This is a genomic window from Enterobacillus tribolii (genome assembly GCF_003363015.1).
In the GTDB taxonomy this organism is placed as follows: Bacteria; Pseudomonadota; Gammaproteobacteria; order Enterobacterales; family Enterobacteriaceae; genus Enterobacillus; species Enterobacillus tribolii.
Genome location: NZ_QRAP01000001.1, coordinates 51,306 through 76,213, shown reverse-complemented (window position 1 = coordinate 76,213; position 24,908 = coordinate 51,306). Strand labels below are relative to the sequence as shown.

The 24,908-nt window shown below is 56.7% G+C and carries 22 protein-coding genes and 1 riboswitch; of the genes, 13 read left to right on the top strand and 9 right to left on the bottom strand.

The features are described 5' to 3' along the window. Positions 1-256: 256 nt before the first annotated feature. The 4 genes from ubiG (at position 257) to yfaE (ending at position 5,217) form a co-directional block, all read left to right on the top strand. Positions 257-988, top strand: a complete 732-nt coding sequence (gene ubiG / locus C8D90_RS00325; RefSeq protein ID WP_115456438.1) for a bifunctional 2-polyprenyl-6-hydroxyphenol methylase/3-demethylubiquinol 3-O-methyltransferase UbiG — start codon at positions 257-259, stop codon at positions 986-988. Positions 989-1,483: 495 nt separating this feature from the next. Then, positions 1,484-3,769 (top strand): class 1a ribonucleoside-diphosphate reductase subunit alpha, encoded by a 2,286-nt coding sequence (gene nrdA / locus C8D90_RS00320; protein ID WP_115456437.1) that lies wholly within the window; start codon positions 1,484-1,486, stop codon positions 3,767-3,769. A 51-nt stretch (positions 3,770-3,820) separates the two neighbouring features. Next, on the top strand, positions 3,821-4,951 hold the full coding sequence (nrdB, locus tag C8D90_RS00315; RefSeq protein WP_115457209.1) for a class Ia ribonucleoside-diphosphate reductase subunit beta: 1,131 nt from the start codon (positions 3,821-3,823) through the stop codon (positions 4,949-4,951). Positions 4,952-4,956: 5 nt separating this feature from the next. Continuing rightward, a complete protein-coding gene (yfaE, locus tag C8D90_RS00310; protein WP_115456436.1) occupies positions 4,957-5,217 on the top strand; it encodes a class I ribonucleotide reductase maintenance protein YfaE in 261 nt (86 codons plus the stop codon). Positions 5,218-6,219: 1,002 nt separating this feature from the next. On the opposite strand, the gene rhlE is transcribed toward yfaE, so the two are convergent. Beyond that, positions 6,220-7,572 carry an ATP-dependent RNA helicase RhlE gene (gene rhlE / locus C8D90_RS00305; protein ID WP_115456435.1) on the bottom strand — a complete coding sequence of 451 codons (1,353 nt, stop codon included), beginning with the start codon at positions 7,570-7,572 and terminating at the stop codon, positions 6,220-6,222. A 278-nt stretch (positions 7,573-7,850) separates the two neighbouring features. Here rhlE and cecR point away from each other — a divergent pair, with 278 nt between their 5' ends. From cecR to ampC, 6 genes are all read left to right on the top strand, one after another. Further along, positions 7,851-8,573 carry a transcriptional regulator CecR gene (cecR, locus tag C8D90_RS00300; RefSeq protein ID WP_115456434.1) on the top strand — a complete coding sequence of 241 codons (723 nt, stop codon included), beginning with the start codon at positions 7,851-7,853 and terminating at the stop codon, positions 8,571-8,573. Then, positions 8,566-9,558, top strand: a complete 993-nt coding sequence (hlyD, locus tag C8D90_RS00295) for a secretion protein HlyD (RefSeq protein ID WP_115456433.1) — start codon at positions 8,566-8,568, stop codon at positions 9,556-9,558. The genes cecR and hlyD overlap by 8 nt, the downstream gene beginning before the upstream one ends. An 11-nt stretch (positions 9,559-9,569) precedes the next feature. Then, entirely contained in the window at positions 9,570-11,309 is a 1,740-nt protein-coding gene (locus C8D90_RS00290) for an ATP-binding cassette domain-containing protein (protein WP_115456432.1), read from the top strand. Continuing rightward, the gene (locus C8D90_RS00285; RefSeq protein WP_115456431.1) at positions 11,306-12,451 is read left to right on the top strand and encodes an ABC transporter permease; all 1,146 of its coding nucleotides are present in this window, start codon (positions 11,306-11,308) and stop codon (positions 12,449-12,451) included. The genes C8D90_RS00290 and C8D90_RS00285 overlap by 4 nt, the downstream gene beginning before the upstream one ends. A 13-nt stretch (positions 12,452-12,464) precedes the next feature. Beyond that, positions 12,465-13,571, top strand: coding sequence for an ABC transporter permease (locus tag C8D90_RS00280; RefSeq protein WP_115456430.1), 1,107 nt, complete (start codon positions 12,465-12,467; stop codon positions 13,569-13,571). Positions 13,572-13,636: 65 nt separating this feature from the next. Continuing rightward, complete coding sequence (gene ampC / locus C8D90_RS00275) at positions 13,637-14,773, top strand: class C beta-lactamase (RefSeq protein WP_230472926.1); 1,137 nt, start codon at positions 13,637-13,639, stop codon at positions 14,771-14,773. Positions 14,774-14,821: 48 nt separating this feature from the next. On the opposite strand, the gene C8D90_RS00270 is transcribed toward ampC, so the two are convergent. From C8D90_RS00270 to moaA, 6 genes are all read right to left on the bottom strand, one after another. After that, complete coding sequence (locus tag C8D90_RS00270) at positions 14,822-15,532, bottom strand: Bax inhibitor-1/YccA family protein (protein WP_115457207.1); 711 nt, start codon at positions 15,530-15,532, stop codon at positions 14,822-14,824. 181 nt (positions 15,533-15,713) lie between these two features. Then, a complete protein-coding gene (locus C8D90_RS00265) occupies positions 15,714-16,289 on the bottom strand; it encodes a flavodoxin family protein (protein ID WP_115456429.1) in 576 nt (191 codons plus the stop codon). A 182-nt stretch (positions 16,290-16,471) separates the two neighbouring features. Next, positions 16,472-16,927, bottom strand: coding sequence for a molybdopterin synthase catalytic subunit MoaE (gene moaE / locus C8D90_RS00260; RefSeq protein ID WP_115456428.1), 456 nt, complete (start codon positions 16,925-16,927; stop codon positions 16,472-16,474). A gap of 2 nt (positions 16,928-16,929) precedes the next feature. Continuing rightward, positions 16,930-17,172, bottom strand: coding sequence for a molybdopterin synthase sulfur carrier subunit (gene moaD / locus C8D90_RS00255; protein WP_115456427.1), 243 nt, complete (start codon positions 17,170-17,172; stop codon positions 16,930-16,932). After that, positions 17,169-17,648 (bottom strand): cyclic pyranopterin monophosphate synthase MoaC, encoded by a 480-nt coding sequence (gene moaC / locus C8D90_RS00250; protein ID WP_115456426.1) that lies wholly within the window; start codon positions 17,646-17,648, stop codon positions 17,169-17,171. The genes moaD and moaC overlap by 4 nt, the downstream gene beginning before the upstream one ends. A 54-nt stretch (positions 17,649-17,702) precedes the next feature. Further along, complete coding sequence (gene moaA / locus C8D90_RS00245) at positions 17,703-18,689, bottom strand: GTP 3',8-cyclase MoaA (protein ID WP_115456425.1); 987 nt, start codon at positions 18,687-18,689, stop codon at positions 17,703-17,705. Next, positions 18,680-18,822: riboswitch (molybdenum cofactor riboswitch) on the bottom strand. Its footprint overlaps the gene before it by 10 nt. A gap of 288 nt (positions 18,823-19,110) precedes the next feature. On the opposite strand from moaA, the gene C8D90_RS00240 reads away from it, so the two are divergent. Next, positions 19,111-20,046 carry a gluconeogenesis factor YvcK family protein gene (locus tag C8D90_RS00240; protein ID WP_115456424.1) on the top strand — a complete coding sequence of 312 codons (936 nt, stop codon included), beginning with the start codon at positions 19,111-19,113 and terminating at the stop codon, positions 20,044-20,046. 253 nt (positions 20,047-20,299) lie between these two features. Beyond that, entirely contained in the window at positions 20,300-20,956 is a 657-nt protein-coding gene (locus C8D90_RS00235; RefSeq protein WP_115456423.1) for an acyl-homoserine-lactone synthase, read from the top strand. 4 nt (positions 20,957-20,960) lie between these two features. Here the strand turns inward: C8D90_RS00235 and C8D90_RS00230 are convergent, their stop codons facing one another. Together C8D90_RS00230 and C8D90_RS00225 are read right to left on the bottom strand one after the other, a co-directional pair. Then, a complete protein-coding gene (locus tag C8D90_RS00230) occupies positions 20,961-21,683 on the bottom strand; it encodes a helix-turn-helix transcriptional regulator (RefSeq protein WP_115456422.1) in 723 nt (240 codons plus the stop codon). A 570-nt stretch (positions 21,684-22,253) separates the two neighbouring features. Further along, positions 22,254-23,447 (bottom strand): nicotinamide mononucleotide deamidase-related protein YfaY, encoded by a 1,194-nt coding sequence (locus tag C8D90_RS00225; RefSeq protein WP_115456421.1) that lies wholly within the window; start codon positions 23,445-23,447, stop codon positions 22,254-22,256. A 213-nt stretch (positions 23,448-23,660) separates the two neighbouring features. Here C8D90_RS00225 and tyrP point away from each other — a divergent pair, with 213 nt between their 5' ends. Next, positions 23,661-24,872: a tyrosine transporter TyrP gene (tyrP, locus tag C8D90_RS00220; protein ID WP_115456420.1), complete on the top strand. Its 1,212-nt coding sequence runs from the start codon at positions 23,661-23,663 to the stop codon at positions 24,870-24,872. Positions 24,873-24,908 lie beyond the last annotated feature (36 nt).

Here is a 24,908-nt window from a genome sequence, read left to right as displayed (position 1 = left end):
GATTTACTGCCCACTGCCCATAGCGGCAAAGTCGTAAACTATACCACAAAGCCAGCTGCGCGGGTAAATAACCTGCTGTTGTCGTGTATAAAAAACGACGTAAGAATGATAAATCCGCCTTGCGGTTTCACGGGCGTGCAACGGAAGGGCATTACGCCCTTTTGGCCGTTACGGCCGGATATCGCGTTATTGATCTGCGCGCCCCGCCAGAACATGTATAATCCCGGCATCGTCCAATAAGGAGTGAACATTCCCCATGAGCGCAGAATCCCTTACCCGCATCCCCAACGTCGATCAGCAGGAAATCGCCAAGTTTGAAGCGATGGCTTCACGCTGGTGGGATCCGGAGGGCGAGTTCAGGCCCCTGCACCGCATCAACCCCCTGCGCCTGGCTTATATCCAGCAGCACGCCGGCGGAGTGTTCGGTAAAAAGGTGCTGGACGTCGGCTGCGGCGGCGGAATTCTGGCGGAAAGCATGGCGCGGGAAGGCGCGCAGGTCACCGGGCTGGACATGGGGAGCGAACCGCTGCAGGTCGCCCGGCTGCATGCGCTGGAAAGCGGCGTATCCGTCACCTACGTTCAGGAAACCGTGGAACAGCATGCGCTGGCGCACGCGGGAAGCTACGACGTCGTCACCTGCATGGAAATGCTGGAACACGTTCCTGACCCGTCCTCAGTGGTGCGGGCCTGCGCCCAACTGGTTAAACCCGGCGGCCACGTTTTCTTCTCCACCATCAACCGCAACAGTAAGGCCTGGCTGATGCTGATCGTCGGCGCAGAGTACGTGGCGAAGATGGTGCCGAAGGGAACGCACGACATCAAAAAGTTCATCCGCCCCGCGGAGCTGCTTGGTTGGGTGGACACCACCGAACTGCGCGAACGCCATATGATCGGCCTGCATTATAACCCGCTGACCGACCGCTTTAAGCTCGGGCCTAACGTCGACGTTAACTATATGGTGTACACCCAGCGCGACGCCGGTGAATAATCTTCTTTGTGCATAATAACGGCGGCACGCTACGTCCTGCGCACGGGCATGCCGCTTTAACAATTCCGGCAAAATGTTGATTTTTTCGGCACAGATCGGATTTTTCATCTCAAGCGTGCATTTCCTGCATCTTTGTCCGTGATCAAAAGCGCAATTTGCATTAATGAGTAAGAAACCGGCAGTCGATCAATTTATTTATTTTTTCAGTGTTGTCTTATCCCAAAGCCATCCCCTCCTCTCACTCCAGTGATGACGGTGGATAGCGCGCCGTCTTAACATTTCACCCCCAAGTTATCCACAACTGCCTCCCTTTTTGTTCACTTGCAAAGTCCGGCTAACAACACTATCTTGTTATCACATTGTCACCCACACCCTATATGTTGTGTTTTACCCATCCTCCTCAACACTATTTGCAAAGAACATGCAACAATAATTTGCATGTTTTTTACATGGATGGGGCAAGCCAACGGGATCAAACGGACAGGTATTCGTACTATGAACCAAAGTCTGCTCGTCACGAAACGCGACGGCCGTAAAGAACGCATCAATCTTGATAAAATCCACCGTGTCCTCGACTGGGCCGCCGAAGGCTTACATAATGTCTCGGTTTCTCAGGTGGAACTGCGTTCCCATATTCAGTTTTATGATGGCATCCGTACCGCGGACATCCATGAAACCATTATAAAAGCCGCCGCTGACCTGATCTCTCGTGAATCGCCGGACTACCAGTACCTGGCCGCCCGCCTGGCCATCTTCCACCTGCGTAAGAAAGCCTACGATCAGTTTGAACCGCCCAAATTGTACGATCACGTTTCCAGACTGGTGGAAATGGGCAAGTACGACCGGCATCTGCTGGAAGACTACACGGAAGAAGAGTTCGCACAGATGGACGGATTTATCGACCACTGGCGCGACATGAATTTCTCCTATGCGGCGGTTAAGCAACTGGAAGGCAAATACCTGGTGCAGAACCGCGTCACCGGCGAAATCTACGAAAGCGCCCAGTTCTTGTATATCCTGGTCGCCGCCTGCCTGTTCTCCGGCTATCCGCGCGAAACCCGTCTCGACTACGTGAAGCGCTTCTATGATGCGGTCTCCACCTTTAAGATTTCGCTGCCGACGCCGATCATGTCCGGCGTGCGCACCCCGACCCGCCAGTTCAGCTCCTGCGTGCTGATCGAGTGCGGCGACAGCCTGGACTCTATCAACGCCACCTCCAGCGCCATCGTGAAATACGTTTCCCAGCGCGCCGGCATCGGCATCAACGCCGGACGTATCCGTGCGCTGGGCAGCCCGATCCGCGGCGGCGAGGCGTTCCATACCGGCTGTATTCCGTTCTACAAACATTTCCAGACCGCGGTGAAATCCTGCTCTCAGGGCGGCGTACGCGGCGGCGCAGCCACCCTGTTCTACCCGATGTGGCATCTGGAAGTGGAAAGCCTGCTGGTGCTGAAAAACAACCGCGGCGTGGAAGGCAACCGCGTGCGTCACATGGACTACGGCGTGCAGATCAACCGCCTGATGTATCAGCGCCTGATCAAAGGGGGCGACATCACCCTGTTCAGCCCGTCCGACGTTCCGGGGCTGTATGATGCGTTTTTCAACGATCAGGACGAGTTTGAACGCCTGTATGTGAAATACGAAGCCGAACCGTCCATCCGCAAACAAAGCGTGAAGGCGGTAGACCTGTTCTCGCTGATGATGCAGGAGCGCGCCTCCACCGGCCGTATCTACATTCAGAACGTCGATCACTGCAACACCCACAGCCCGTTCGATCCCGTCATCGCGCCGGTGCGCCAGTCCAACCTGTGCCTGGAAGTGGCGCTGCCCACCAAGCCGCTGGAAGACGTTAACGACGAAAGCGGTGAAATCGCGCTGTGTACGCTGTCTGCGTTTAACCTGGGCGCCATCGAGAGCCTGGACGACCTGGAAGAGCTGGCAACGCTGGCGGTCCGCGCCCTGGATGCGCTGCTCGACTATCAGGACTACCCGATCCCGGCGGCCCGTCGCGGCGCAATGGGACGTCGTACCCTCGGCATCGGCGTGATCAATTTCGCCTACTATCTGGCGAAAAACGGCGTGCGCTACTCCGACGGCAGCGCCAACGGCCTGACCCACAGAACGTTTGAAGCCATTCAGTATTATTTGCTCAAGGCCTCCAACGAACTGGCCAAAGAGCAAGGCGCCTGCCCGTGGTTCAGCGAAACCACTTACGCGCAGGGCATCATGCCGATCGATACCTACAAAAAAGATCTCGACACCATTTGCGACGAACCGCTGCATATGGACTGGGACGGCCTGCGCGCCGCCATCAAACAGCACGGCCTGCGCAACTCAACGCTTTCCGCCCTGATGCCGTCTGAAACCTCGTCGCAGATTTCCAACGCCACCAACGGCATTGAACCGCCGCGCGGTTACGTCAGCATCAAAGCGTCGAAGGACGGCATCCTGCGTCAGGTCGTGCCGGAATATGAGCGCCTGCATGATGCTTACGAACTGCTGTGGGACATGCCGGGCAACGATGGCTACCTGCACCTGGTCGGCCTGATGCAGAAGTTCGTCGATCAGGCGATCTCTGCCAATACCAACTACGACCCGGCACGTTTCCCGTCAGGAAAAGTACCGATGAAGCAGTTGCTGAAAGATTTGCTGACGGCTTACAAATTCGGTCTGAAAACCCTTTATTACCAAAACACCCGCGATGGCGCAGAAGACGCACAAGACGATCTGCAACCCGGCCAGCAGGATGATGGCTGCGAAAGCGGCGCTTGTAAGATTTAACCATGCGTGACCGCCGCGTCCGGCTCCGGGCGCGGCGGCGGTGAGGACTCTATGGCTTATACGACATTTTCCCAGACTAAAAACGACCAACTGCTTGAACCCATGTTTTTCGGCCAGCCGGTTAACGTGGCGCGTTACGATCAACAGAAATATGAAATCTTTGAAAAACTGATCGAAAAACAGCTCTCTTTCTTCTGGCGTCCGGAAGAAGTGGACGTGTCACGCGACCGCATCGACTTTCAGGGGCTGCCGGAGCATGAGAAGCACATCTTCCTCAGCAACCTGAAATACCAGACCCTGCTGGACTCCATTCAGGGCCGCAGCCCCAACGTGGCGCTGCTGCCGATCATCTCGATTCCGGAGCTGGAAACCTGGGTGGAAACCTGGGCGTTTTCCGAAACCATCCACTCCCGCTCCTACACCCATATCATCCGTAATATCGTCAACGATCCGGCGCTGGTGTTCGACGATATCGTCACCAACGAGGAAATCCTCAAGCGGGCGAAAGGCATTTCGGGTTATTACGACGACCTGATCGAATATACCGGCTATTACCATCTGCTGGGCGAAGGCAGCCATCAGGTAAACGGCAAAACCATTACCGTCAGCCTGCGCGATCTGAAGAAAAAGCTTTATCTGTGCCTGATGAGCGTCAACGTGCTGGAAGCCATCCGTTTCTACGTCAGCTTCGCCTGTTCGTTCGCCTTTGCTGAGCGTGAGCTGATGGAAGGGAACGCCAAAATTATCCGCCTGATCGCCCGCGACGAAGCCCTGCACCTGACCGGCACCCAGCATATGCTGAACCTGATGCGCTCCGGGCAGGACGACCCGGAAATGGCGGAAATCGCCGCCGAGTGCGAGCAACAATGCTATGACCTGTTCGTACTGGCCGCGCAGCAGGAGAAAGAGTGGGCGGACTACCTGTTCCGTGACGGTTCGATGATCGGGCTGAATAAAGACATTCTGTGTCAGTACGTTGAGTACATCACTAACATCCGCATGCAGGCGGTGGGGTTGACGCTGCCGTTTGAAACCCGCTCCAACCCGATTCCGTGGATCAACGCCTGGCTGGTGTCGGACAACGTACAGGTGGCGCCGCAGGAAGTTGAGGTCAGTTCCTATCTGATTGGTCAGATTGACGCTGAGGTCAGCGCTGACGATCTGAGTGATTTTCAGCTCTGATTGCTATGAACAGGCCGATTGTGACGTTGCGCGCCTCCGGGGCGCAGCTGGAATATCCGGACGGGAAGCCTACCCTGCTTGAAGCCCTGGAGTTGCACCGGGTGCCGGTGGAATATCAGTGCCGTTCCGGGTATTGCGGGGCGTGTCGTTGCCGGTTGCTGAAGGGGCGCGTGGCGTATCGGCAGCAGCCGTTGGCGTGTGTGAATGAAGGGGAGATTTTGCCTTGCTGTTGTGAGGTGATGGGGGATGTGGAGATAGAGATTTAGATCCTGGGGGGGATCTGGTAGGGGAGTGGGTTCCGTACGCCGGTGGCTCCGGTGTGTTATGTCGCCCCGCTGCGGGCGTCCGGGCAGAGGGCGGTAGCGACCGCCCTCTGCACTCCCGCGCTTTGGGTGCGGGCCGCATTCCCCGCCGGCTGCGCCGGTTCCCTCCTTCACCCATCGGGTCTTGACGCACCGGCACGGGAAGGAGTCCCTCCCCCCGCGCCTCTCGCCGCATCCCTGCGGCTCGTGCTGACCCGATGGCCTCGTCGGCGGGGAATGAGGCCGGAGGCTATGGGGTGGGGAGATTCTTTTTTCTGGTATGTGATTTGGATTGAGCGCTTTTGGGGCGGTTGATTTGGGGTTGATCTGAATGGGGGGTGGGTTCCGTACGCCGGTGGCTCCGGTGTGTTATGTCGCCCCGCTGCGGGCGTCCGGGCAGAGGGCGGTGGCGACCGCCCTCTGCACTCCCGCGCTTTGGGTGCGGGCCGCATTCCCCGCCGGCTGCGCCGGTTCCCTCCTTCGTCCATCGGGTCTTGACGCACCGGCACGGGAAGGAGTCCCTCCCCCCGTGCCTCTCGCCGCATCCCTGCGGCTCGTGCTGACCCGATGGCCTCGTCGGCGGGGAATGAGGCCGGAGGCTATGGGGAGGGGAGATTCTTTTTTTCTGGTATGTGATTTGGATTGAGCGCTTTTGGGGCGGTTGATTTGGGGGTGATCTGGATGGGGGGGGTCCGTACGCCGGTGGCTCCGGTGTGTTATGTCGCCCCGCTGCGGGCGTCCGGGCAAAGGGCGGTGGCGACCGCCCTCTGCACTCCCGCGCTTTGGGTGCGGGCCGCATTCCCCGCCGGCTACGCCGGTTCCCTCCTTCACCCATCGGGTCTTGACGCACCAGCACGGGAAGGAATCCCTCCCCCCGAGCCTCTCGCCGCATCCCTGCGGCTCGTGCTGACCCGATGGCCTCGTCGGCAGGGAATGAGGCCGGAGGCTATGGTATATGTGGTTTTATTATTGCGATGTACTTCTGTTTGGTTTGCCGCCGCTTCTTCTGCGCGGGGCGCCATCTCTTCTTTGTCCGCCTTCTTTGCGTTGGCCGCCTTCACGGGCCGGTTGGCCTTCGCGTTTCGGGGCGTTGCTGCGGCGTTGTCCGTTGTCTCTTCCGCCGCCGTTGCCACCGCGGCCCTGACGGCCGTTTTGGATCGGTTCGGCTTTGATCGTCGGATCAGGGTCGTAGCCCGGCAGGGCAATGCGCGGAATTTCACGTTTCAGTAAGCGTTCGATGTCGCGCAGCAGTTTGTGTTCGTCAACGCAGACCAGCGACAGTGCTTCGCCGGTCGCTTCCGCACGGCCGGTACGCCCGATGCGGTGGACGTAGTCTTCAGGAACGTTGGGCAGTTCGTAGTTGACGACGTGCGGCAGTTGGTCGATATCCAGACCACGCGCCGCAATGTCCGTCGCCACCAGTACGCGGATGCTGCCGGACTTGAAGTCCGCCAGCGCCCGGGTTCGCGCGCCCTGGCTTTTGTTGCCGTGGATCGCCGCCGCCGTGATGCCGTCTTTGTTCAACTGTTCCGCCAGATGGTTGGCGCCGTGCTTGGTGCGGGTAAAAACCAGCACCTGTTGCCAGTTGCCGCTGCCGATAATGTGGGACAGCAGTTCGCGTTTGCGCTTCTTATCAACGAAGTGCACTTTCTGATCGACCAGCTCAGAGGCCGTGTTACGCGGCGCGACCTCCACCGATGCCGGGTTGTTCAGCAGTTTACCGGCCAACGCTTTGATTTCGTCAGAGAAAGTGGCGGAAAACAGCAGGTTCTGGCGTTTGGGCGGCAGTTTGGACAATACGCGGCGGATGTCGTGGATAAAGCCCATGTCCAGCATGCGGTCCGCTTCGTCCAGTACCAGAATTTCAATCTTGGACAAATCCACCGCGTTCTGGTGTTCCAGATCGAGCAGACGACCCGGCGTAGCGATCAAAATGTCTACGCCGCCGCGCAGTTTCATCATCTGCGGGTTAATGCTCACGCCGCCAAACACCACCAGCGAACGCATACGCAGATATTTACTGTAATCACGTACGTTTTCACCGATCTGCGCCGCCAGTTCGCGCGTCGGCGTCAGGATCAGCGCCCGCACCGGGCGGCGCCCTTCCCGCGATTGGCGCGGGTTGCTGTTCAGCAGTTGTAACAGCGGCAGCGTAAATCCGGCGGTTTTGCCAGTGCCGGTCTGGGCGCTGGCCATCAGGTCACGGCCTTCCAGCACCACGGGAATCGCCTGACGCTGGATCGGCGTAGGCTCACGATAGCCCTGCTCTTCCACAGCGCGTAACAGTTCGGCACTCAGACCGAGAGAATCAAAAGACATAGAATATTCAAACTCCTGCGCCGCCGTTGCCTGTTGTTTTCAGGCGCAGTTTCCGGGCGGGCAATCAGACGAGGCAAAGATAGGACAATCACCACGAGGATAAGCACAAACTGCAAGTGCGATAATTAGGGATGAAGTGTACCAGAACCTTCCCCTATTGCGCACCCTTAATAAAATTCCCGCCTCAGCGCGCCAAAACGGCGCACAAATATGCCCTTTACATCTTTTTCATCGTATCCTAAAGTTAATCAATCATATGATTAACTTTAGGGGCTGTCATGAATACGGAATCTACTCCCCCACCAACCCAGCGGGGTGAGCAGGCGCGGCAAAACCTGCTGCACGCCGCGCTCATCCTGTTTGGTGAAAAAGGCGTGGAAGGCGCCACCACGCGGGATATCGCCACCAAAGCCGGGCAGAACATCGCCGCCATCACTTACTATTTCGGTTCAAAAGAAGGGCTGTATCTGGCCGTCGCGCAATGGATCGCGGATACCATTTCCGCCAACTTCATCCCTTTCCGGGAGGAGTGTACGCGCCTTCTGGCAGAGGAATCGCCCGATGCCGAGCGCTGTTTGAACTGTATCCGGAAAGGGCTGGATTCACTGCTTCGCGTTCTGATGCACCCCGAATCGCTCAGTCTGAGTAAAATCATGTCGCGCGAACAGCTGGCCCCTACCGCGGCCTATCAGCTTGTTCACCAGAGCGTCATCGCGCCGTTGCACGGGCTGATGACGCAGTTGCTCGCCATCTATACAGGAATGTCGCCCGACGACCCCAGGGCCGTGCTGCATACCCATGCCTGCCTGGGCAACGTACTCGCCTTCCTGATTGCGCGTGAAACCATCCGTATTCAGGCCGGCTGGGAAAGTATCGGCGAAGAACAGGTCAACATCATTTCCGCCGTATTGCACGAACGTAACGACATTCTGATGAAAAATCTGCGGGAGCATTACTATTCCGGCGCCCCCTCTTCTTCATGCGGAGAACACCATGAATAAAAAGGCATTGGGCGGCGTGCTCGCCCTGTTATTGGTCGCCGGGCTTGGCGGCGGCGCGTATTACTATCAGACGCAGCAGGAACAAACGCTGAAGCTCTACGGCAACGTGGATATCCGCACGGTAAATCTCGGGTTCCGCGTCGGCGGACGTCTGGCGTCGCTCAATGTTGATGAAGGCGACGCCATCAAGCCCGGGATGCTGCTCGGAAAACTGGATGACGCGCCCTACCTCAATGCCCTGAATGAGGCCAACGCCAATGTGCTGGCGGCCAAAGCCCAGCTCGACCTGCTGGAAGCGGGCTACCGCGACGAGGAAATCGCTCAGGCGCGCGCCGCCGTGGATCAAATGCAGGCGGCTTACAGCTACTCAGAGAGTTTCTTAAAACGCCAGCAGGGGTTGTGGGCCAACCGCGCAGTTTCCGCCAACGATCTGGAGAATGCCCGGACGGCACGCAATCAGGCGCAGGCCAATCTCCAGGCTGCGAAAGACAAACTGGCGCAGTACCGCAACGGGAATCGTCCGCAAGAAATTGAACAGGCTAAAGCCAGCCTGGCGCAGGCACAGGCCGCCGCTGCGCAGGCAGCGCTGAACCTGAAAGATGCCGAGCTGTATGCCCCTTCCGCCGGCACCATTCTGACGCGCGCCGTTGAACCGGGCACCATGTTGTCTGCCGGCGGCACGGTGTTCAGCGTATCGCTGACCCGTCCGGTCTGGATCCGCGCCTACGTCAGCGAAACCGAGCTGAACCGGACCGTCCCCGGCACGCAGGTCGAGGTATACACCGACGGCAGGCCGGACAAGCCTTACCACGGCAAAATCGGCTTTGTGTCCCCCACGGCGGAATTCACGCCGAAAAGCGTCGAAACGCCGGAGTTACGCACCGATCTGGTATATCGCCTGCGCATTATCGTCACCGATCCCGACGACAGCCTGCGTCAGGGAATGCCGGTCACGCTGCGCTTTTCCGATGCCGGGCAACACTGAGGACGTGCGGCATGAGCGGAGCGCATGAAATCATTCTCGACGGCGTGGTAAAAAGCTTTCCCGGCATGCAGCGGCCTGCGGTCGCCAGCCTGAGCACCCGTATTCAGAGCGGCGCGGTGATGGGGCTGGTCGGCCCGGACGGCGCGGGAAAGACCACGCTGCTGCGTATGCTGGCCGGGCTGCTGAAGCCGACCGACGGCAGCCTGCGCGTCGTCGGGCTTGATCCGGTCAGTCAGGATCGCGAACTGCATGCCATTCTCGGCTATATGCCGCAGAAATTCGGCCTGTACGAAGATCTGACGGTGATGGAAAACCTGACGCTGTATGCCGACCTGCGCGGGGTGACCGGCACGGTACGCCAGCAAACCTTCGAGCGGCTGCTGACGTTTACCGATCTGACCCGCTTCACCGAACGGCTGGCCGGCAAACTTTCCGGCGGCATGAAGCAGAAATTGGGGCTGGCCTGTACCCTGGTCGGGCAACCTCAGGTGTTGTTGCTCGATGAGCCGGGCGTCGGGGTCGATCCCATCTCGCGCCGCGAGCTGTGGCGCATGGTGCATGAACTGGCGGATGAAGGCATGCTGATCCTGTGGAGCACCTCCTATCTGGATGAAGCGGAGCAATGCCGCGAAGTCTTGCTGATGAACGAGGGAGAACTGCTGTACAGCGGCGCGCCGCAGACGCTGACGCAACACATGGCGGGACGTTCGGTGCTGATCCGCGCCACCCGCGGCGGCAACCGTAAGCTGCTGCAACGCGCCATTTGCCGGCCGGAAGTGAGCGACGGCGTCATTCAGGGTAAATACCTGCGTCTGATCCTGAAGCAGGACGCCGACCGTCATACCCTGCTCGATGCGCTTGAACAGCCGGGTGCCGGGTTTACCGATGCCCAGCCCCGCTTCGAGGATGCCTTTATCGACTTACTCGGCGGCGGGCCGGATCACGAATCCGAACTGGCGAAAATCATGCCGCAAGTACCTGCGAATCCGGAAGAAACCGTCATTGAAGCGCGCCGGCTGACGAAAAAATTCGGCGACTTCGCCGCCACCGATCACGTTGATTTTCAGGTAAAACGGGGCGAAATTTTCGGCCTGCTCGGCCCGAACGGCGCAGGAAAGTCCACTACGTTTAAAATGATGTGCGGCCTGCTGGTGCCGAGCGACGGCAACGCGCTGGTGCTGGGCATGGACCTGAAAACCGACTCCGGCCGCGCGCGCCAGCACCTCGGCTACATGGCGCAGAAGTTCTCCCTGTACGGCAACCTGACCGTGCTGCAAAACCTGAAGTTTTTCTCTGGCGTCTACGGGCTGAAAGGCCAAAAGCAGCGTGACAAAATCGATGACATGGTTGCCGCTTTCAACTTTTCGCCGATCCTTAATCAGGCGCCCGACGCGCTGCCGCTCGGCTTTAAGCAGCGTCTGGCGCTGGCCTGCGCGCTGATGCATGAGCCGGATATCCTGTTTCTCGACGAACCGACCTCCGGTGTCGATCCATTAACACGGCGTGAATTCTGGCTGCATATCAACGGGATGGTGGATAAAGGCGTTACGGTCATGGTGACCACCCACTTTATGGATGAAGCCGAGTATTGCGACCGTATCGGCCTGGTCTACCGGGGAAAAATCATCGCCGCCGGTTCGCCGGATTCCCTGAAGCAGAGCATCGCCAGCCCGGAAAATCCCAACCCGACGATGGAGCAGGCGTTTATCGAACTGGTACAGGATTATGACAAACGGGAGGAAGCCTCATGAGTACGCCGGATACAAGCGTCGGTTTCTCCTGGCGCCGGCTGCGGGCATTGTGCCGTAAGGAAACCGCGCAGATTTTGCGTGACCCGAGCAGCGGCCTGATTGCCTTCATCATCCCCCTGATGCTGCTGTTTATCTTTGGCTACGGCATAAACCTGGACTCCAGCCAGCTGCGCGTCGGTATTCTGATGGAACAGCAGAGCGAAGAAGCGCGCGATCTGGCGCAGGCGTTTATCGGCTCGCCTTATATCGATGCAACCGTCAGCGACGATCGCCAGGCGCTGATTAGCCGGCTTCAGGCAGGAAAAATTCGCGGCCTGATCGTAATTCCGGTTAACTTTTCCCAGCAGATGGCGCGACCGCTGGAACAGGCGCCGATACAGGTAATTACCGACGGCAGCGAACCGAATACCGCCAACTTCGTACAGGGCTATGCGCAGGGAGTGTGGCAGATCTGGATGCAGCAACGCGCGTCCGATCAGGGCGGGGATTTCAGGCCGCTGATCGACGTTCAGTTGCGTTACTGGTTCAACCCGGCCGCCATCAGCCAGCACTTCATCATCCCCGGCGCGATAACCATCATCATGACGGTCATCGGCGCGATCCTGACCTCGCTGGTGATTGCCCGCGAATGGGAACGCGGCACCATGGAAGCGCTGCTTTCCACCCAGGTGACCCGCACCGAACTGCTGCTCTCCAAGCTGATCCCGTATTACTTCCTCGGCATGGCCGCCATGCTGCTGTGCATGGTGGTGTCGGTGTTCGTCATGGGCGTGCCTTATCGTGGTTCGCCGCTGATTTTATTCGCCATTTCCAGCCTGTTTCTGGCCAGCACCCTGGGCATGGGGCTGTTGATCTCCACCCTCACCCGTAACCAGTTCAACGCGGCGATGGTGGCCCTCAACGCCGCGTTTCTGCCCGCCGTCATGCTGTCAGGCTTCATTTTCGAAATTGACAGCATGCCTGCCGTGGTGCGGGCGGTGACCTACATCATCCCGGCGCGCTACTTCGTCAGCACGCTGCAAACGCTGTTTCTGGCCGGCAACATCAGCAGCGTGCTGTTGATTAACCTGATGTTTTTGATCGCCTCGGCCGTGCTGTTTATCGGCCTGACGGCCTGGAAAACCAGCCGCAGGCTGGACTGAACGGGAGCGCAACGTGTTTCATCGCTTACTGACGCTGATTATCAAAGAGCTGCAATCTCTGCTGCGTGACCCGCAGACCCGGGTGATTTTGGTGGCGCCGGTCCTGTTCCAGGTGCTGCTGTTCCCTTTCGCCGCCACGCTGGAGGTCACCAACGCCACCATTGCGGTTTACAGCGAAGATAACGGCCCCGCCTCGGTGGAACTGACCCAGCGTTTCGCCCGCGCCAAAGCGTTCTCGCACGTGTTGCAGTTACGCAGCCCGCAGGAGGTTCAGCCGACTATCGATAATCAGCGGGCATTGCTGCTGATCCGTTTTCCCGCCAATTTCTCGCGTGATTTACTCAACGGGCAAAGCGCGCCGCTGCAAATCATCCTTGACGGACGTAACTCCAACAGCGCCCAGATTGCCGCCAACTACGTGCAGGAAATCGTGCGTGATTATCAGCAGGAGCTGGTGCGCGGGCAGCCGCAGCCCAATAACAGCCAGTTGGTGATCCGCAACTGGTACAACCCCAATCTGGACTATAAGTGGTTCGTGGTGCCCTCGCTGATCGCCATGATCACCACCATCGGCGTGCTGATTGTCACGTCGCTTTCCGTGGCGCGCGAGCGCGAACAGGGAACGCTGGAGCAGTTGCTGGTTTCGCCGCTGAATACCGGGCAAATTTTTATCGGCAAAGCGGTGCCGGCGATGATCGTAGCCACGTTTCAGGCCACCATTGTGCTGCTGATCGGCATTTTCGGTTATCAGATCCCGTTCGCCGGCTCCCTGCCGCTGTTTTATTTCGCCATGCTGATCTACGGTCTGTCGCTGGTCGGGTTCGGGTTGTTGATCTCTTCCCTGTGCGCCACGCAGCAGCAGGCATTTATCGGGGCATTTGTCTTTATGATGCCGGCGATCCTGCTCTCCGGCTATGTTTCCCCGGTGGAAAACATGCCGGTGTGGCTACAGCACCTGACCTGGATTAACCCGATCCGGCACTTTACGGACATCACCAAAGAGCTATACCTGAAGGATGTCAGCTTCGCGATCGTCTGGCGCAGCCTATGGCCGTTGCTGGCCATTACGCTCTCAACGGGCAGCCTGGCCTACGCCATGTTCCGGCGCAAAATCGCCTGATAGGAAACTGGCCCACCGCCCGCTATGATAGCCGGCATTAATGCTCATTTATCAGGATATCCACCGTGATAAAATCAACATCCGCCCTGACCTTCGGGCTTTTTATCGCCGGCTTGCCGGCCTTTGCCGCCGACATGCCCGCGCCGCCGGATGACGTCGTCAACCAAACCATCCGCCCGCTGATGCAGGAATACGCGATTCCCGGTATGGCGGTCGCCATCAGCCGCGACGGAAAGCATTACTTTTACAGCTTTGGCCTGGCGTCGAAAGAGGATGCGATACCGGTCACCCAAAAAACGCTGTTTGAACTGGGTTCCGTCAGCAAAACGTTCGCGGCTACGCTGGCGGCCTATGCGCAGGCAACCGGCGTGTTTTCCCTGAATGACAAAGCCAGCCGTTTTTTCCCGCCGTTGGCCGGCAGCAGCTTTGACAACATCAGCCTGCTGAACCTGGGAACTTACACGGCTGGCGGATTGCCGCTCCAGATCCCCGATGACGTCGATAATCAGGAGAAGCTGAATGACTACTACCGCAACTGGCAGCCCGCCTATGCGCCCGGCGCTTACCGCCAATATTCCAACGCCAGCCTCGGCCTGTTCGGGTTTCTGACCGCAAAAGCCATGGGTTGGTCTTACGAAGCGCTGGTGGAGAAGCACGTGTTGCTTCCGTTCAGCATGCGCCACACCTACTTCAGCGTGGCGCCGAAAGACATGCAGAATTATGCCTGGGGTTATTCGAAGCAGGATAAACCCATCCGCGTGAGCCCCGGCATGCTTGATGCCGAAGCCTATGGCCTGAAATCAAGCGCAGAGGATATGATTCGCTACGTAGACGCCAATATGAATCCCGCCGGCTTCGGTGAAGCAATGCAGAAAGCGGTACAGACAACGCAGACCGGCTACTTTAGCGTTGGAGAGATGACGCAGGGCCTCGGCTGGGAACTTTACCGCTACCCGGTTACGCTGGAGTCGCTGCTGGCGGGGAACTCTGCCCAGGTAGCGTATCAGGCGAATAAAGCAACGGCGCTGACGCCGCCGCAGGAAAACCGTTTCGTCAACAAAACCGGTTCAACCAACGGCTTCGGCGCCTATGTCGCTTTCATTCCCGGCAAGCAGACCGGCATCGTGCTGCTGGCGAATAAAAACTATCCCAACGACGCGCGCATTAAAGCCGCCTACCGGATATTGAGCGCGCTGGAATAATTCTTCGCGCCCTGACGTAACGGGCCGGCATTACGCCGGCCCGTTTTTTTATCTGCGGTTGCCAAAAATTCTCAGCAGCATCAGGAACAGGTTGATAAAGTCCAGATACAGCGTCAGCGCACCAACGATAGAGTATTTACGGAAACTATCGCGATCGTTCGCATCCAGGTTCTCCCCCATGTTCTTCAGCTTCTGGGTATCGTACGCCGTCAGGCCAACGAAGATGATCACGCCGGCATAGGTGATAACCCACATCAGCGCCGGGCTTTTCAGCCACAGATTAACCAGCGAAGCCAGAATCAGGCCAATCAGCGCCATAAACAGCATGGAACCGATGCCGCTCAGATCGCGCTTGGTGGTGTAACCGTACAAACTCATCGCCCCGAACATCCCCGCCGTGACCACGAAGGTGCTGGCAATGGAGGAGTAAGTGTAAACGATGAAAATGCTGGACAGCGTCAGTCCGGTCAGCGCCGAGTAGAGCATGAACAACCCGGTGGCAACGCCGCCGCTCAGCTTGTGCACCATTCCCGAAATAACGAAGACCAGGCCGAGCTGAACGATGATCAACCCGAAGAACGTAATATTGCTGGAAAAGATGAATTGCAAAATTGCCGGCGTATGCGCCGCATACCAGGCGACAAACGCCGTCAGAATCAGACCGCAGGCCATCCAGCCGTAAACCTGAGCCATATATGCCTGAATTCCGCTGTTGGCGCGCTCGACGATAGAGCCGCCCTGACGAGGGAATCGATCCATGATGTTTACCTTTATGAGTGAAAATAAAACGTATTTGGCCGGCCATCCGTACAGAAACCGGGCCGCCATACCGTAAAGCCTATCACAAACCGCCGTATCCGCATCATCGTGCGCCACAAGAATTGTTACCACAAACAAAAAAGCCGCGGTTTTTACCGCGGCCCGTCAGGCACAGGCAAGTCTATTTTTTCCAGCGCACAACCGTCTGCGCCACGCGCTCCCCGAAGTGGCGGGCGGTTTCCAGATCGCCCGGCAGCGGCGCCTCTTCCGGCGACGCATCGGAAGGAGAAACGGTCATTAATCCGGAAAAGCCGGCGATATAGTTCAGATCGTTGCGGGTCGCCGCTTTGGTGTTGGACGGCAGCAGCCCCACGCCGACCCAGATCCCGCCGTGCTGCTGGGAAAGGTGGAACAGATAATCCAGCGTACCCAGCTTATCCCCGTTCATACTGGCGGAGTTGGTGAAACCGGCGAACACTTTGTCTTTCCAGGCCTGGCCGAACCAGGGCTTGGAGGAAGCATCGGCAAACTTTTTGAACTGCCATGAAGGCCCGCCCATGTACGTTGGACTACCGAAAACGATACCGTCAGCCGCCTGCAATTTTTCCCAGGCCTGCTCCGGCAGGTTGCCTTCGCTGTCGATAGCCAGTAACTCAGCGTTAACGCCGGCCACGTTCTTGATGCCTTCCACCACGGCAGCGGCAGCTTTCGCGGTATGCCCATATCCACTATGAAAAACAACGGCAATGGTTGTCATGTATAGCGCTCCTTTCGGGGGGTTAATAAAGACAATCTGATATATATACGCCGCGGAGGTTCCGGAGTCCAGAAGTGACGAAAGCATACGCTGGTCTGGCCGTACGCTTGCGGCAGGCGTCCGGTTAACCAGCAAGAACGCGGATCGGGAAACCCGCGCTTTTCATAAGCAGAATTAAGGCGTTACCAGCGTCCGGCAGCCTGTTTGTCGCTGTCGCGGGCATCAACCCAACGGTCGCCCTGCTCCGTAGCTTCACGCTTCCAGAACGGCGCGCGGGTCTTCAGGTAATCCATGATGAACTGCGCCGCGTCAAAGGCTGTCGCACGGTGAGCGCCGGTTACGCCGACAAACACGATTTCGTCGCCGGGGAACAGCTCCCCGATGCGGTGAATGACGCTGACCCTTTGCAGCGGCCAACGCTCCCGGGCCTGTTCAACGATTTCGGCCAACGCCTTTTCCGTCATGCCCGGATAGTGCTCCAGCGTCAGGGCGCTGACGCCGTCGCCGAGGTTATGGTTGCGCACTTTGCCGGTAAACGTAACGACCGCGCCGTCATCATCGCACGCCGCCAGCCACTGATATTCCTGGCCGACGTCGAAATTGTCATGCCCAACGCGGATGCGCGTTTGCTGTTCCATCATCAGCCTCCGGTAACCGGCGGGAAAAAGGCGACCTCATCGCCGTCACGCAGCGGATGGCTAAACTCCGCCAGCGACTGATTCACCGCCGCCAGCAGCTTACCCGGCTCCAGCGCCAGCGCCCATTTCTCTCCGCGCCCGGCCAGGGCGGCCCGCAGCGTTTCCACATCGGCGCAGGCTTCGCACTCCAGCGCGTCGGTTCCCACCAACTCGCGCACCTGGGCGAAAAACAGTACCTTAATCATGATTCCACCTTAAAGTCGCCGGATTTTCCCCCGCTTTTCGCCAGCAGGCGCACCGGGCCGATTACCATGTCCTTTTGCACGGCTTTGCACATATCGTAAATCGTCAGCGCGGCCACCGACGCGGCCGTCAGCGCTTCCATCTCCACGCCGGTTTTACCGGTCAGGCGACAGCACGACTCAATGCGCACCCGGTTGTTTTCCGGCTGGGCTTCAAGCTGTACTTCTACATTGCTCAACAGCAGCGGATGGCACAGTGGGATCAGCTCCCAGGTACGTTTCGCCGCCTGAATGCCGGCAATACGCGCGGTGGCGAAAACGTCGCCCTTGTGGTGTTTACCGTCGATAATCATCGCCAGCGTCTCAGGGCGCATTTCGACATAAGCTTCGGCACGGGCCTCACGTACGGTTTCCGCCTTGGCGGAAACATCCACCATATGCGCTTCCCCGGCCGCATTAATATGGGTCAGTTTAGTCATCGTTTTTATTCGTGAAAAAGCATCGTAAATAAGGTTAAGCGGCTGAACGCTTCATCAGCCGCCGATAAATGACAGATTTTGCGTAATACCGCTGTCGCCCTGATGCAGGAAGTGGGTTTCCCGCTTACCGCGCAGGCCGCCCTGAATACGCATCTGCAAATCATCCAGTTGGCCGTCGTCCGCCAGCAGATCGCGCAGCGGAATACCGCTCTCGCCGAACAGGCAGAGATGCAGGTTGCCGATGGCGGAAACGCGCAGGCGGTTGCAGGATGCGCAGAAGTCTTTCTCGTAAGGCATGATCAGCCCCACTTCGCCCAGATAATCCGGATGGCTGAACACCTGAGCCGGACCGTCGCTGCGCGCGCGCGCCTGAAGTTGCCAGCCCTGACGCAACAACTGCTCGCGGATAACTTCACCGGAAACATGGTGACGCTGGAACAGCCCGCCGCCCTCGCCCGTTTGCATCAGTTCGATGAAACGCATCTGAATCGGACGGTGTTTGATCCAGTTGAGGAAGCTGTTCAGGCTGGTGTCGTTAACCCCGCGCATCAGCACCGTGTTGACTTTGATTTTCTCAAAGCCGGCCTCAAAGGCGGCATCGATTCCCGCCATCACCTGAGTGAACTTGTCTTCGCCGGTAATAGCGTAAAATTGGCGGGCGTCGAGGCTGTCGACGCTGACGTTAATGGCGGTCAGTCCGGCGTCGCGCCAGGCGGCGACGTCACGGGCCAGGCGGTAGCCGTTGGTCGTGACGGCCAGCGTGCGGATTTCCGGATTCTCACGCACGGCGGCGATAATATCGGTAAAATCCCGGCGCAGCGTAGGTTCGCCGCCGGTCAGGCGCACTTTTTCCGTGCCCAGCGAGGCAAACGCCCGGCTGATCCGGCGGATTTCATCCAGGGAAAGGAAACTCTTATTGCCCAGCGCGCCCGGCTTGTAGCCGTCAGGCAGGCAATAGGTGCAACGAAAGTTGCATACGTCTGTGATCGAGAGGCGCAGGTAATAAAACTTGCGCGCAAATGCGTCTATAAGCTGGGGCACCGTAAACACCTTTCCAATATCGGGAGATGCGGGCATTTCTGCCATACACCCTGGTGGCTTTTGCCACGGCTCTGGCGCCATATTTCACCGTATCGGGAAACTTAGGCAGCAGAGCTAGGAGTTTGGGTTTTGCTCAGTCTGGCTGATAAAACCGGTTCTATTTTCACCGCTTCCGTTCGGCAACAACCCAAAAGGAATAAGGAAACGTACAGAGTGTAGCGTCATTTCCTGTACTGCGGCAAATTCAAAGCGCTATATATTATTCTATATAACCCTTTTATCTCAATAAGTTACGCGAACAAGATTAGCAGAATGGAACGCGTGGTACTTGATTTATATCACGCAATATTACGCTGATTTCGCTTTTTTCCGCCTAATCCGGTAATTTATCGGGCGAATGGATTATTTATGAAGGTTTTCTATGCGCAACCGCACGTTAGCCGATCTGGACTGTGTTGTCGCCCTTGGCGGCGGACACGGTCTGGGGCGTGTAATGTCATCCCTTGCCTCGTTAGGCTCCCGCCTCACCGGCATCGTCACCACCACCGACAACGGCGGCTCCACCGGACGGATCCGCCGCTCGGAAGGCGGCATTGCCTGGGGAGATATGCGCAACTGTCTGAATCAGTTGATTACCGAACCCAGCATCGCTTCCGCCATGTTTGAATACCGTTTCAACGGCAACGGCGAACTGGCGGGCCACAACCTGGGCAATCTGATGCTCAAGGCGCTGGACCACCTGAGCGTCAGGCCGCTGGAGGCGATCAACCTGATCCGCGGCCTGCTGAAGGTAAATGCGTTTCTTATCCCGATGTCAGAGCAGCCGGTCGATTTAAGCGCCGTGGACTGTGACGGCAACCTGGTCTACGGGGAAGTCAACGTTGACCAACTGACCCAAATGCCGCAGCAACTGGCGCTGGACCCGCCGGTGCGCGCCACGCGGGAAGCGCTGGAAGCGATAGAAAGAGCAGACCTGATCCTGATCGGCCCCGGCAGTTTCCTCACCAGCCTGATGCCGCTGCTGTTGCTTGACGATCTCACCCAGGCCCTGCGCCGCAGCCGGGCGTATAAGGTTTACATCGGCAATCTGGGCAAAGAACTCAGCCCGGCCGCCGCCGGGCTGCCGCTGCCCGCGAAACTGGAGATGATGGAGAATATCATCGGCGAACGTTGTATTGATGCCGTGATCGTCAGTCCGCAGGTCAATGTAGAGGATGTGGCAGACCGGATTATCATTCGTGAGCCGCTGGAAGCCAGCGACATCCCCTATCGCCACGATCGGGAATTGCTGCGTCAGGCCATCGCCCATGCATTGCAGGCGTTAGGAAACCACGCACCCGAACTCAGAACTGCATAAATACCGGGTAGATTGTTCCCGTTTTTCCAATCCGGCGGCGACAGTCGCCAGATAACTATTGTACAGCATGAGACTATCCCGAAGCTTCCTGGCCCTTAGTGCGGTAACTTACCGAAAGATAAGGTGACTTAAACTGTACAAAGTGCAGTAAAGAAGCCAAAATATACGGATAATTAAACGCACCTGCGGCACGCCAAAACCGGAGCCGTATAAGGGTGCGGAGCTAATATCGTTTATCTGTGTCGGAGTAGGTATGCTAAGGATATTTGACCTGAACTATCGCACCTTGTCGAAAAGTAGTTCAGAGGAATTTTTTACCTTACGGAAGGAAACCTTCAAAGATCGTCTGAATTGGGCGGTTAATTGTACAGACGGCATGGAATTCGACGAATACGATAATTCGCACGCAAACTATTTGTTCGGGGTTAAAGACGATACGATGATTTGTAGCGTCAGATTTATCGAAATGAAATACCCGAATATGATTGTTAATACTTTTCATCCTTATTTTAAAAAAATTGATCTTCCCCAAGGAAATTTCATCGAATCAAGCCGTTTTTTTGTTGACAAAACCAGAGCAAAAAGCTTGCTGGGCGCACGTTTTCCGATCAGCTATATCCTGTTTTTATCGATGATAAATTACGCGCGGGAACATAATTACGAAGGGATATTCACACTGGTCAGCCACCCGATGCTGATGATTCTCAAACGCTCCGGTTGGCGTATATCCGTTATCGAAACCGGGCTTTCAGAAAAGTCGGAAAAGATCTATATCCTTCTGCTCCCTATCGATCAGGAAAGTCAAAATGCGCTGATCGACAAAATCCTTTCCGGCCACAGTTTTGGCGCTGACGCCATGAAAACGTGGCCACTGGAGCTTAATGTGGGGTCCATCCTGCAGCCAAAGTGATTCGTTACATCACCGGTTTTATCAGCTGAAGTTCTACGCCAAGCCGTATCGCATGCTTGGCATTCAGCACACCGAGCTTCTTAACGACATTGCCGATATGGAATTTTATTGTCGTCGTTTTTACGCCCAGCATGACGGCAATTTCCTGGTATGTTTTCCCCATACTTGCCCAATACAGGATCTCATTTTCCCTTTTCGAGAAGATGAGTTTATCCACCAGATGCTTCGCATCTGATGTTTGCATAACCTCTTCCTGGTAGGCGACGTATTTCTCGTGGATGCTAACCAACAGCATCAATATTTTCTCTTTATTGGCTTCAATGATATCTTCAATCTCAGTGATTCTTTCCTGATCGATCATAAAAGACAGCATCGCCAGCTGACTGTTGTAGTCATGAAGAACGAAGGTATACCCGTTAATGATATTATACTTCTTGGAATAGCTGAAAATCTTCGAGAGATTAATACTTGAGTTGATGGTGATATTTTCATCCCAGGAAAAGGGCGAAAGTCGTTTCAGTGCAGTAATCACCACAGGATCGATATGTTGGTAGTTATTCTCTCTATAAATACTCACCCACTCATCCGGGTAATTAGAGATAATGGTCATTTGCGATGGATTCTTCTTATTCAGGACCATATAAGAATACGTAAACTCACCAAATCGCTTTAACTTCGATTCGATAAAGTTTTTTATCGCGCCGTTCGCAACATTATTATCACTCATAGATAAAACCCACTCTAAAGCAAACTATGTTTATCACAAAAGTACCCAGCTACAATACCATCTTTTCCTGAAGCCGTGTGGTTTTAAAAATAAAGAGAAAACATCACCAGCTTCAGGTAACGATAGTCAGTTCAGTCTAGCAAATACTGGCATGAATAGTGAAACACTTTAATCACCAGTATGAGGGGCAAATTTAACGTGAAAATTACACATTGATACATAAGTAGATACATTTTCCGCCGTTTGGCGCATATCAGTCCCCAATCAGCAGCATCTTACAAATCACCGGCAACGCTATTTTCCTGCCGGGATTGCCTGGCCCAATAATGCAATACGACATCATTATTATGAAACACTACAAATTATCAGGATAATACATCACTCATAAAGTAAAATAATTTTGAGGAATCATATTCGGGAAATAAATCCTTTATTTTTAACCGGATACAAGAAAGCATTCAGAATGTTAGCGTTATTGGTATCAACGCCGTGATCCCGGCGTTAATTGATATTAAGGAACAAACAGAGAAAGAAACATACATATAATTGATGTTTCCCTCTCTGGTTAACTTACAGAGTCACTTCCGCCTGCAACCATTCATAACTGCCATAGGGCGACCAACCATTGCCCCAGCGTCGTAGCATATCCAGCGCCAGCATCGCCGTCACTTCCTGACGCACCTTCTCGCTATGATGTGCGGCCCGGTAATGCATGGTTTGGCCGAATGTTCCTTCCGGGGTGTGCAGCGCCACGCTGATGAAACTGTCCTGCAACTCGCCGACCGCCAGCGCTAACGGCGCCTGGGCATGCGTCGCCAACGTGCGCGCACGCGCCGCCACGTCCTTCAGCGTACTGCGCCCTTTGTGCACCGGCAATTCCCCCGCCGCCAGAGGCGCCTGAACGGCCCGCAGTTGCCAATTGAGCAAGCCAGCGGTGAATTGTTCGCTCAGCGCCAGCGTCATCTCCCTCTGCATTAGGATTTTTCTGATTTTTGCCGGCAACCCAGCCGTTCCCTCGAAAATACAGTTTTCACCGGCAACCGCTTTGATGTGATCCCAAACCGGCAGCATCGCCGGACGCAAGGTTTCCGGCCCGGTCAGCTTCAGTTCAATGATCGGCATAGAGGAACGATAGCCCAGCGCAACGCCTTCCGGCAGCGGCAGGCTGTCCAATTGCTGCGCCAGCCCGCTTTCCGTTCTCCCGAAGGTTGTCAGCCGCAGGCACAACGGCGGTTCCGGCAGCGTGAAGCGCTGACGCAAACGCGGCAAAATTTGCTGCTCCACCATCACCTTAAATTCAGAAGGGACGCCGGGCGTAAAAAAGATCCAGCAACGGTTCAGCTTAATGGCGAAACCGCAGGCGGTGCCGACCGGATTATCCACCAGCTCCGCGCTGGCGGGGATCTGCGCCTGCTTGCGGTTACTTTCGGACATCTCACGTCCGCGCTGGGCGAAATAGGCCTGCATACGCGCAATCCACTCCGGATGCTCGACCAGCGGCTCGCCTAACGCGTCCGCCGCGGCCTGAGCGCTGAGATCGTCGCTGGTCGGCCCCAGGCCGCCGTTGACGATGAGCACGTCGGCATATTCACTGCGCTGCTGCAGCGTCGTCACCAGGTCTTCCAGCGCATCTCCTACCGTCGCACGGCTACGCATCGGAATTCCTTGCCGGAACAGAAAATCCGCCAGCCAGGCGGCGTTGGTGTCCACGATTTGGCCATGCAACACCTCATCGCCGGTACATAACATTTCAAGACGCAACATACGTCTTTCTCCTGAATCAGTATTTACAGAACATCGGTTCACTTTAGAAAGTCGGCATTCGCAACACAATCATTTATTACGCAATGCCGAACCCGCGCCAAGTCGTAAATTTATATTTACATCTGGTGTAACGCTGATTTGACGAATTTATCGATTTCTCATACGCTGCCGCACAACAGAGTATATTGCGATTGACGTCATTCAGAGGACAACGTGAAGAACAGGACACTGGGAAGTATTTTCATCGTCGCCGGCACCACCATCGGCGCGGGTATGTTGGCGATGCCGCTGGCCGCCGCCGGCGTAGGCTTCGGAATAACGCTGGGCATGTTAATCGCGATGTGGCTTCTGATGTGCTACACCGCGCTGTTACTGGTTGAAGTTTATCAGCACCACAGCGCCAATACCGGCCTGGGCACGCTGGCAAAACATTACCTGGGAAAACCGGGACAATGGCTGACCAGCCTGAGCATGCTGTTCCTGATGTATGCGCTGACCGCCGCTTATGTCAGCGGCGCGGGAGAATTATTGGCGGCCAGCCTCAGCCAGTGGCTGGACATCGTGGTCACACCGGCGACGGGCGTTCTGCTGTTCACCGTGATCGCCGGCGGCATCGTGTGCGTCGGCACCCATTCCGTCGATCTGTTTAACCGGGCGCTGTTCAGCGCCAAGATCGTTCTGCTGGTGGTGATGCTGGTGCTGATGATGCCGCACGTACATCAGGCTAACCTGATCAGCATGCCGCTGGAGAAAGGCCTGGCGTTGTCGGCCATTCCGGTGCTGTTCACCTCGTTCGGCTTTCATGGCAGCATTCCCAGCATCGTCAATTACATGGGCGGAGACCCGCGCAAGCTGCGCCGGATATTTATCATCGGCAGCGCCATACCGCTGATTGCCTATATTTTCTGGCAGTTAGCTACCCTCGGCGCAATCAATACCTCCACCTTCGTCGGGATACTGGCGGCAGAGTCCGGCCTGAACGGGCTGTTGCAGGCAGTACGCGAAGTGGTTGCCACGCCGCACGTTGAACTGGCGGTGCACCTGTTTGCCGATCTGGCGCTGGCGACTTCGTTCCTGGGCGTATCGCTGGGCTTATTCGATTATCTGGCCGACATGTTCAAACGCCGGGACAACGCTTCCGGACGCCTGCAAACCGGGCTGCTGACCTTTCTGCCGCCGCTGACGTTCGCTCTCTTTTACCCGCAGGGCTTTGTCATCGCGCTCGGGTACGCCGCCGTGGCGCTGGCCGTTCTGGCCTTGCTCATTCCCGCCCTGCTGGTAAGAAAGACCCGGGCCCTGCACAGCGCGCAAAACTGGCGGGTGCGCGGCGGCATGCCGGCGCTGACGCTGGTCATGCTGTGCGGCGTGGCGGTCATCGTCGTACAGTTCGCCATGACCTTCGGCTTACTGCCCAAAGCCGCATAATACCTGCCCCGTACGCCAGCGTACGGGGCCATTTCC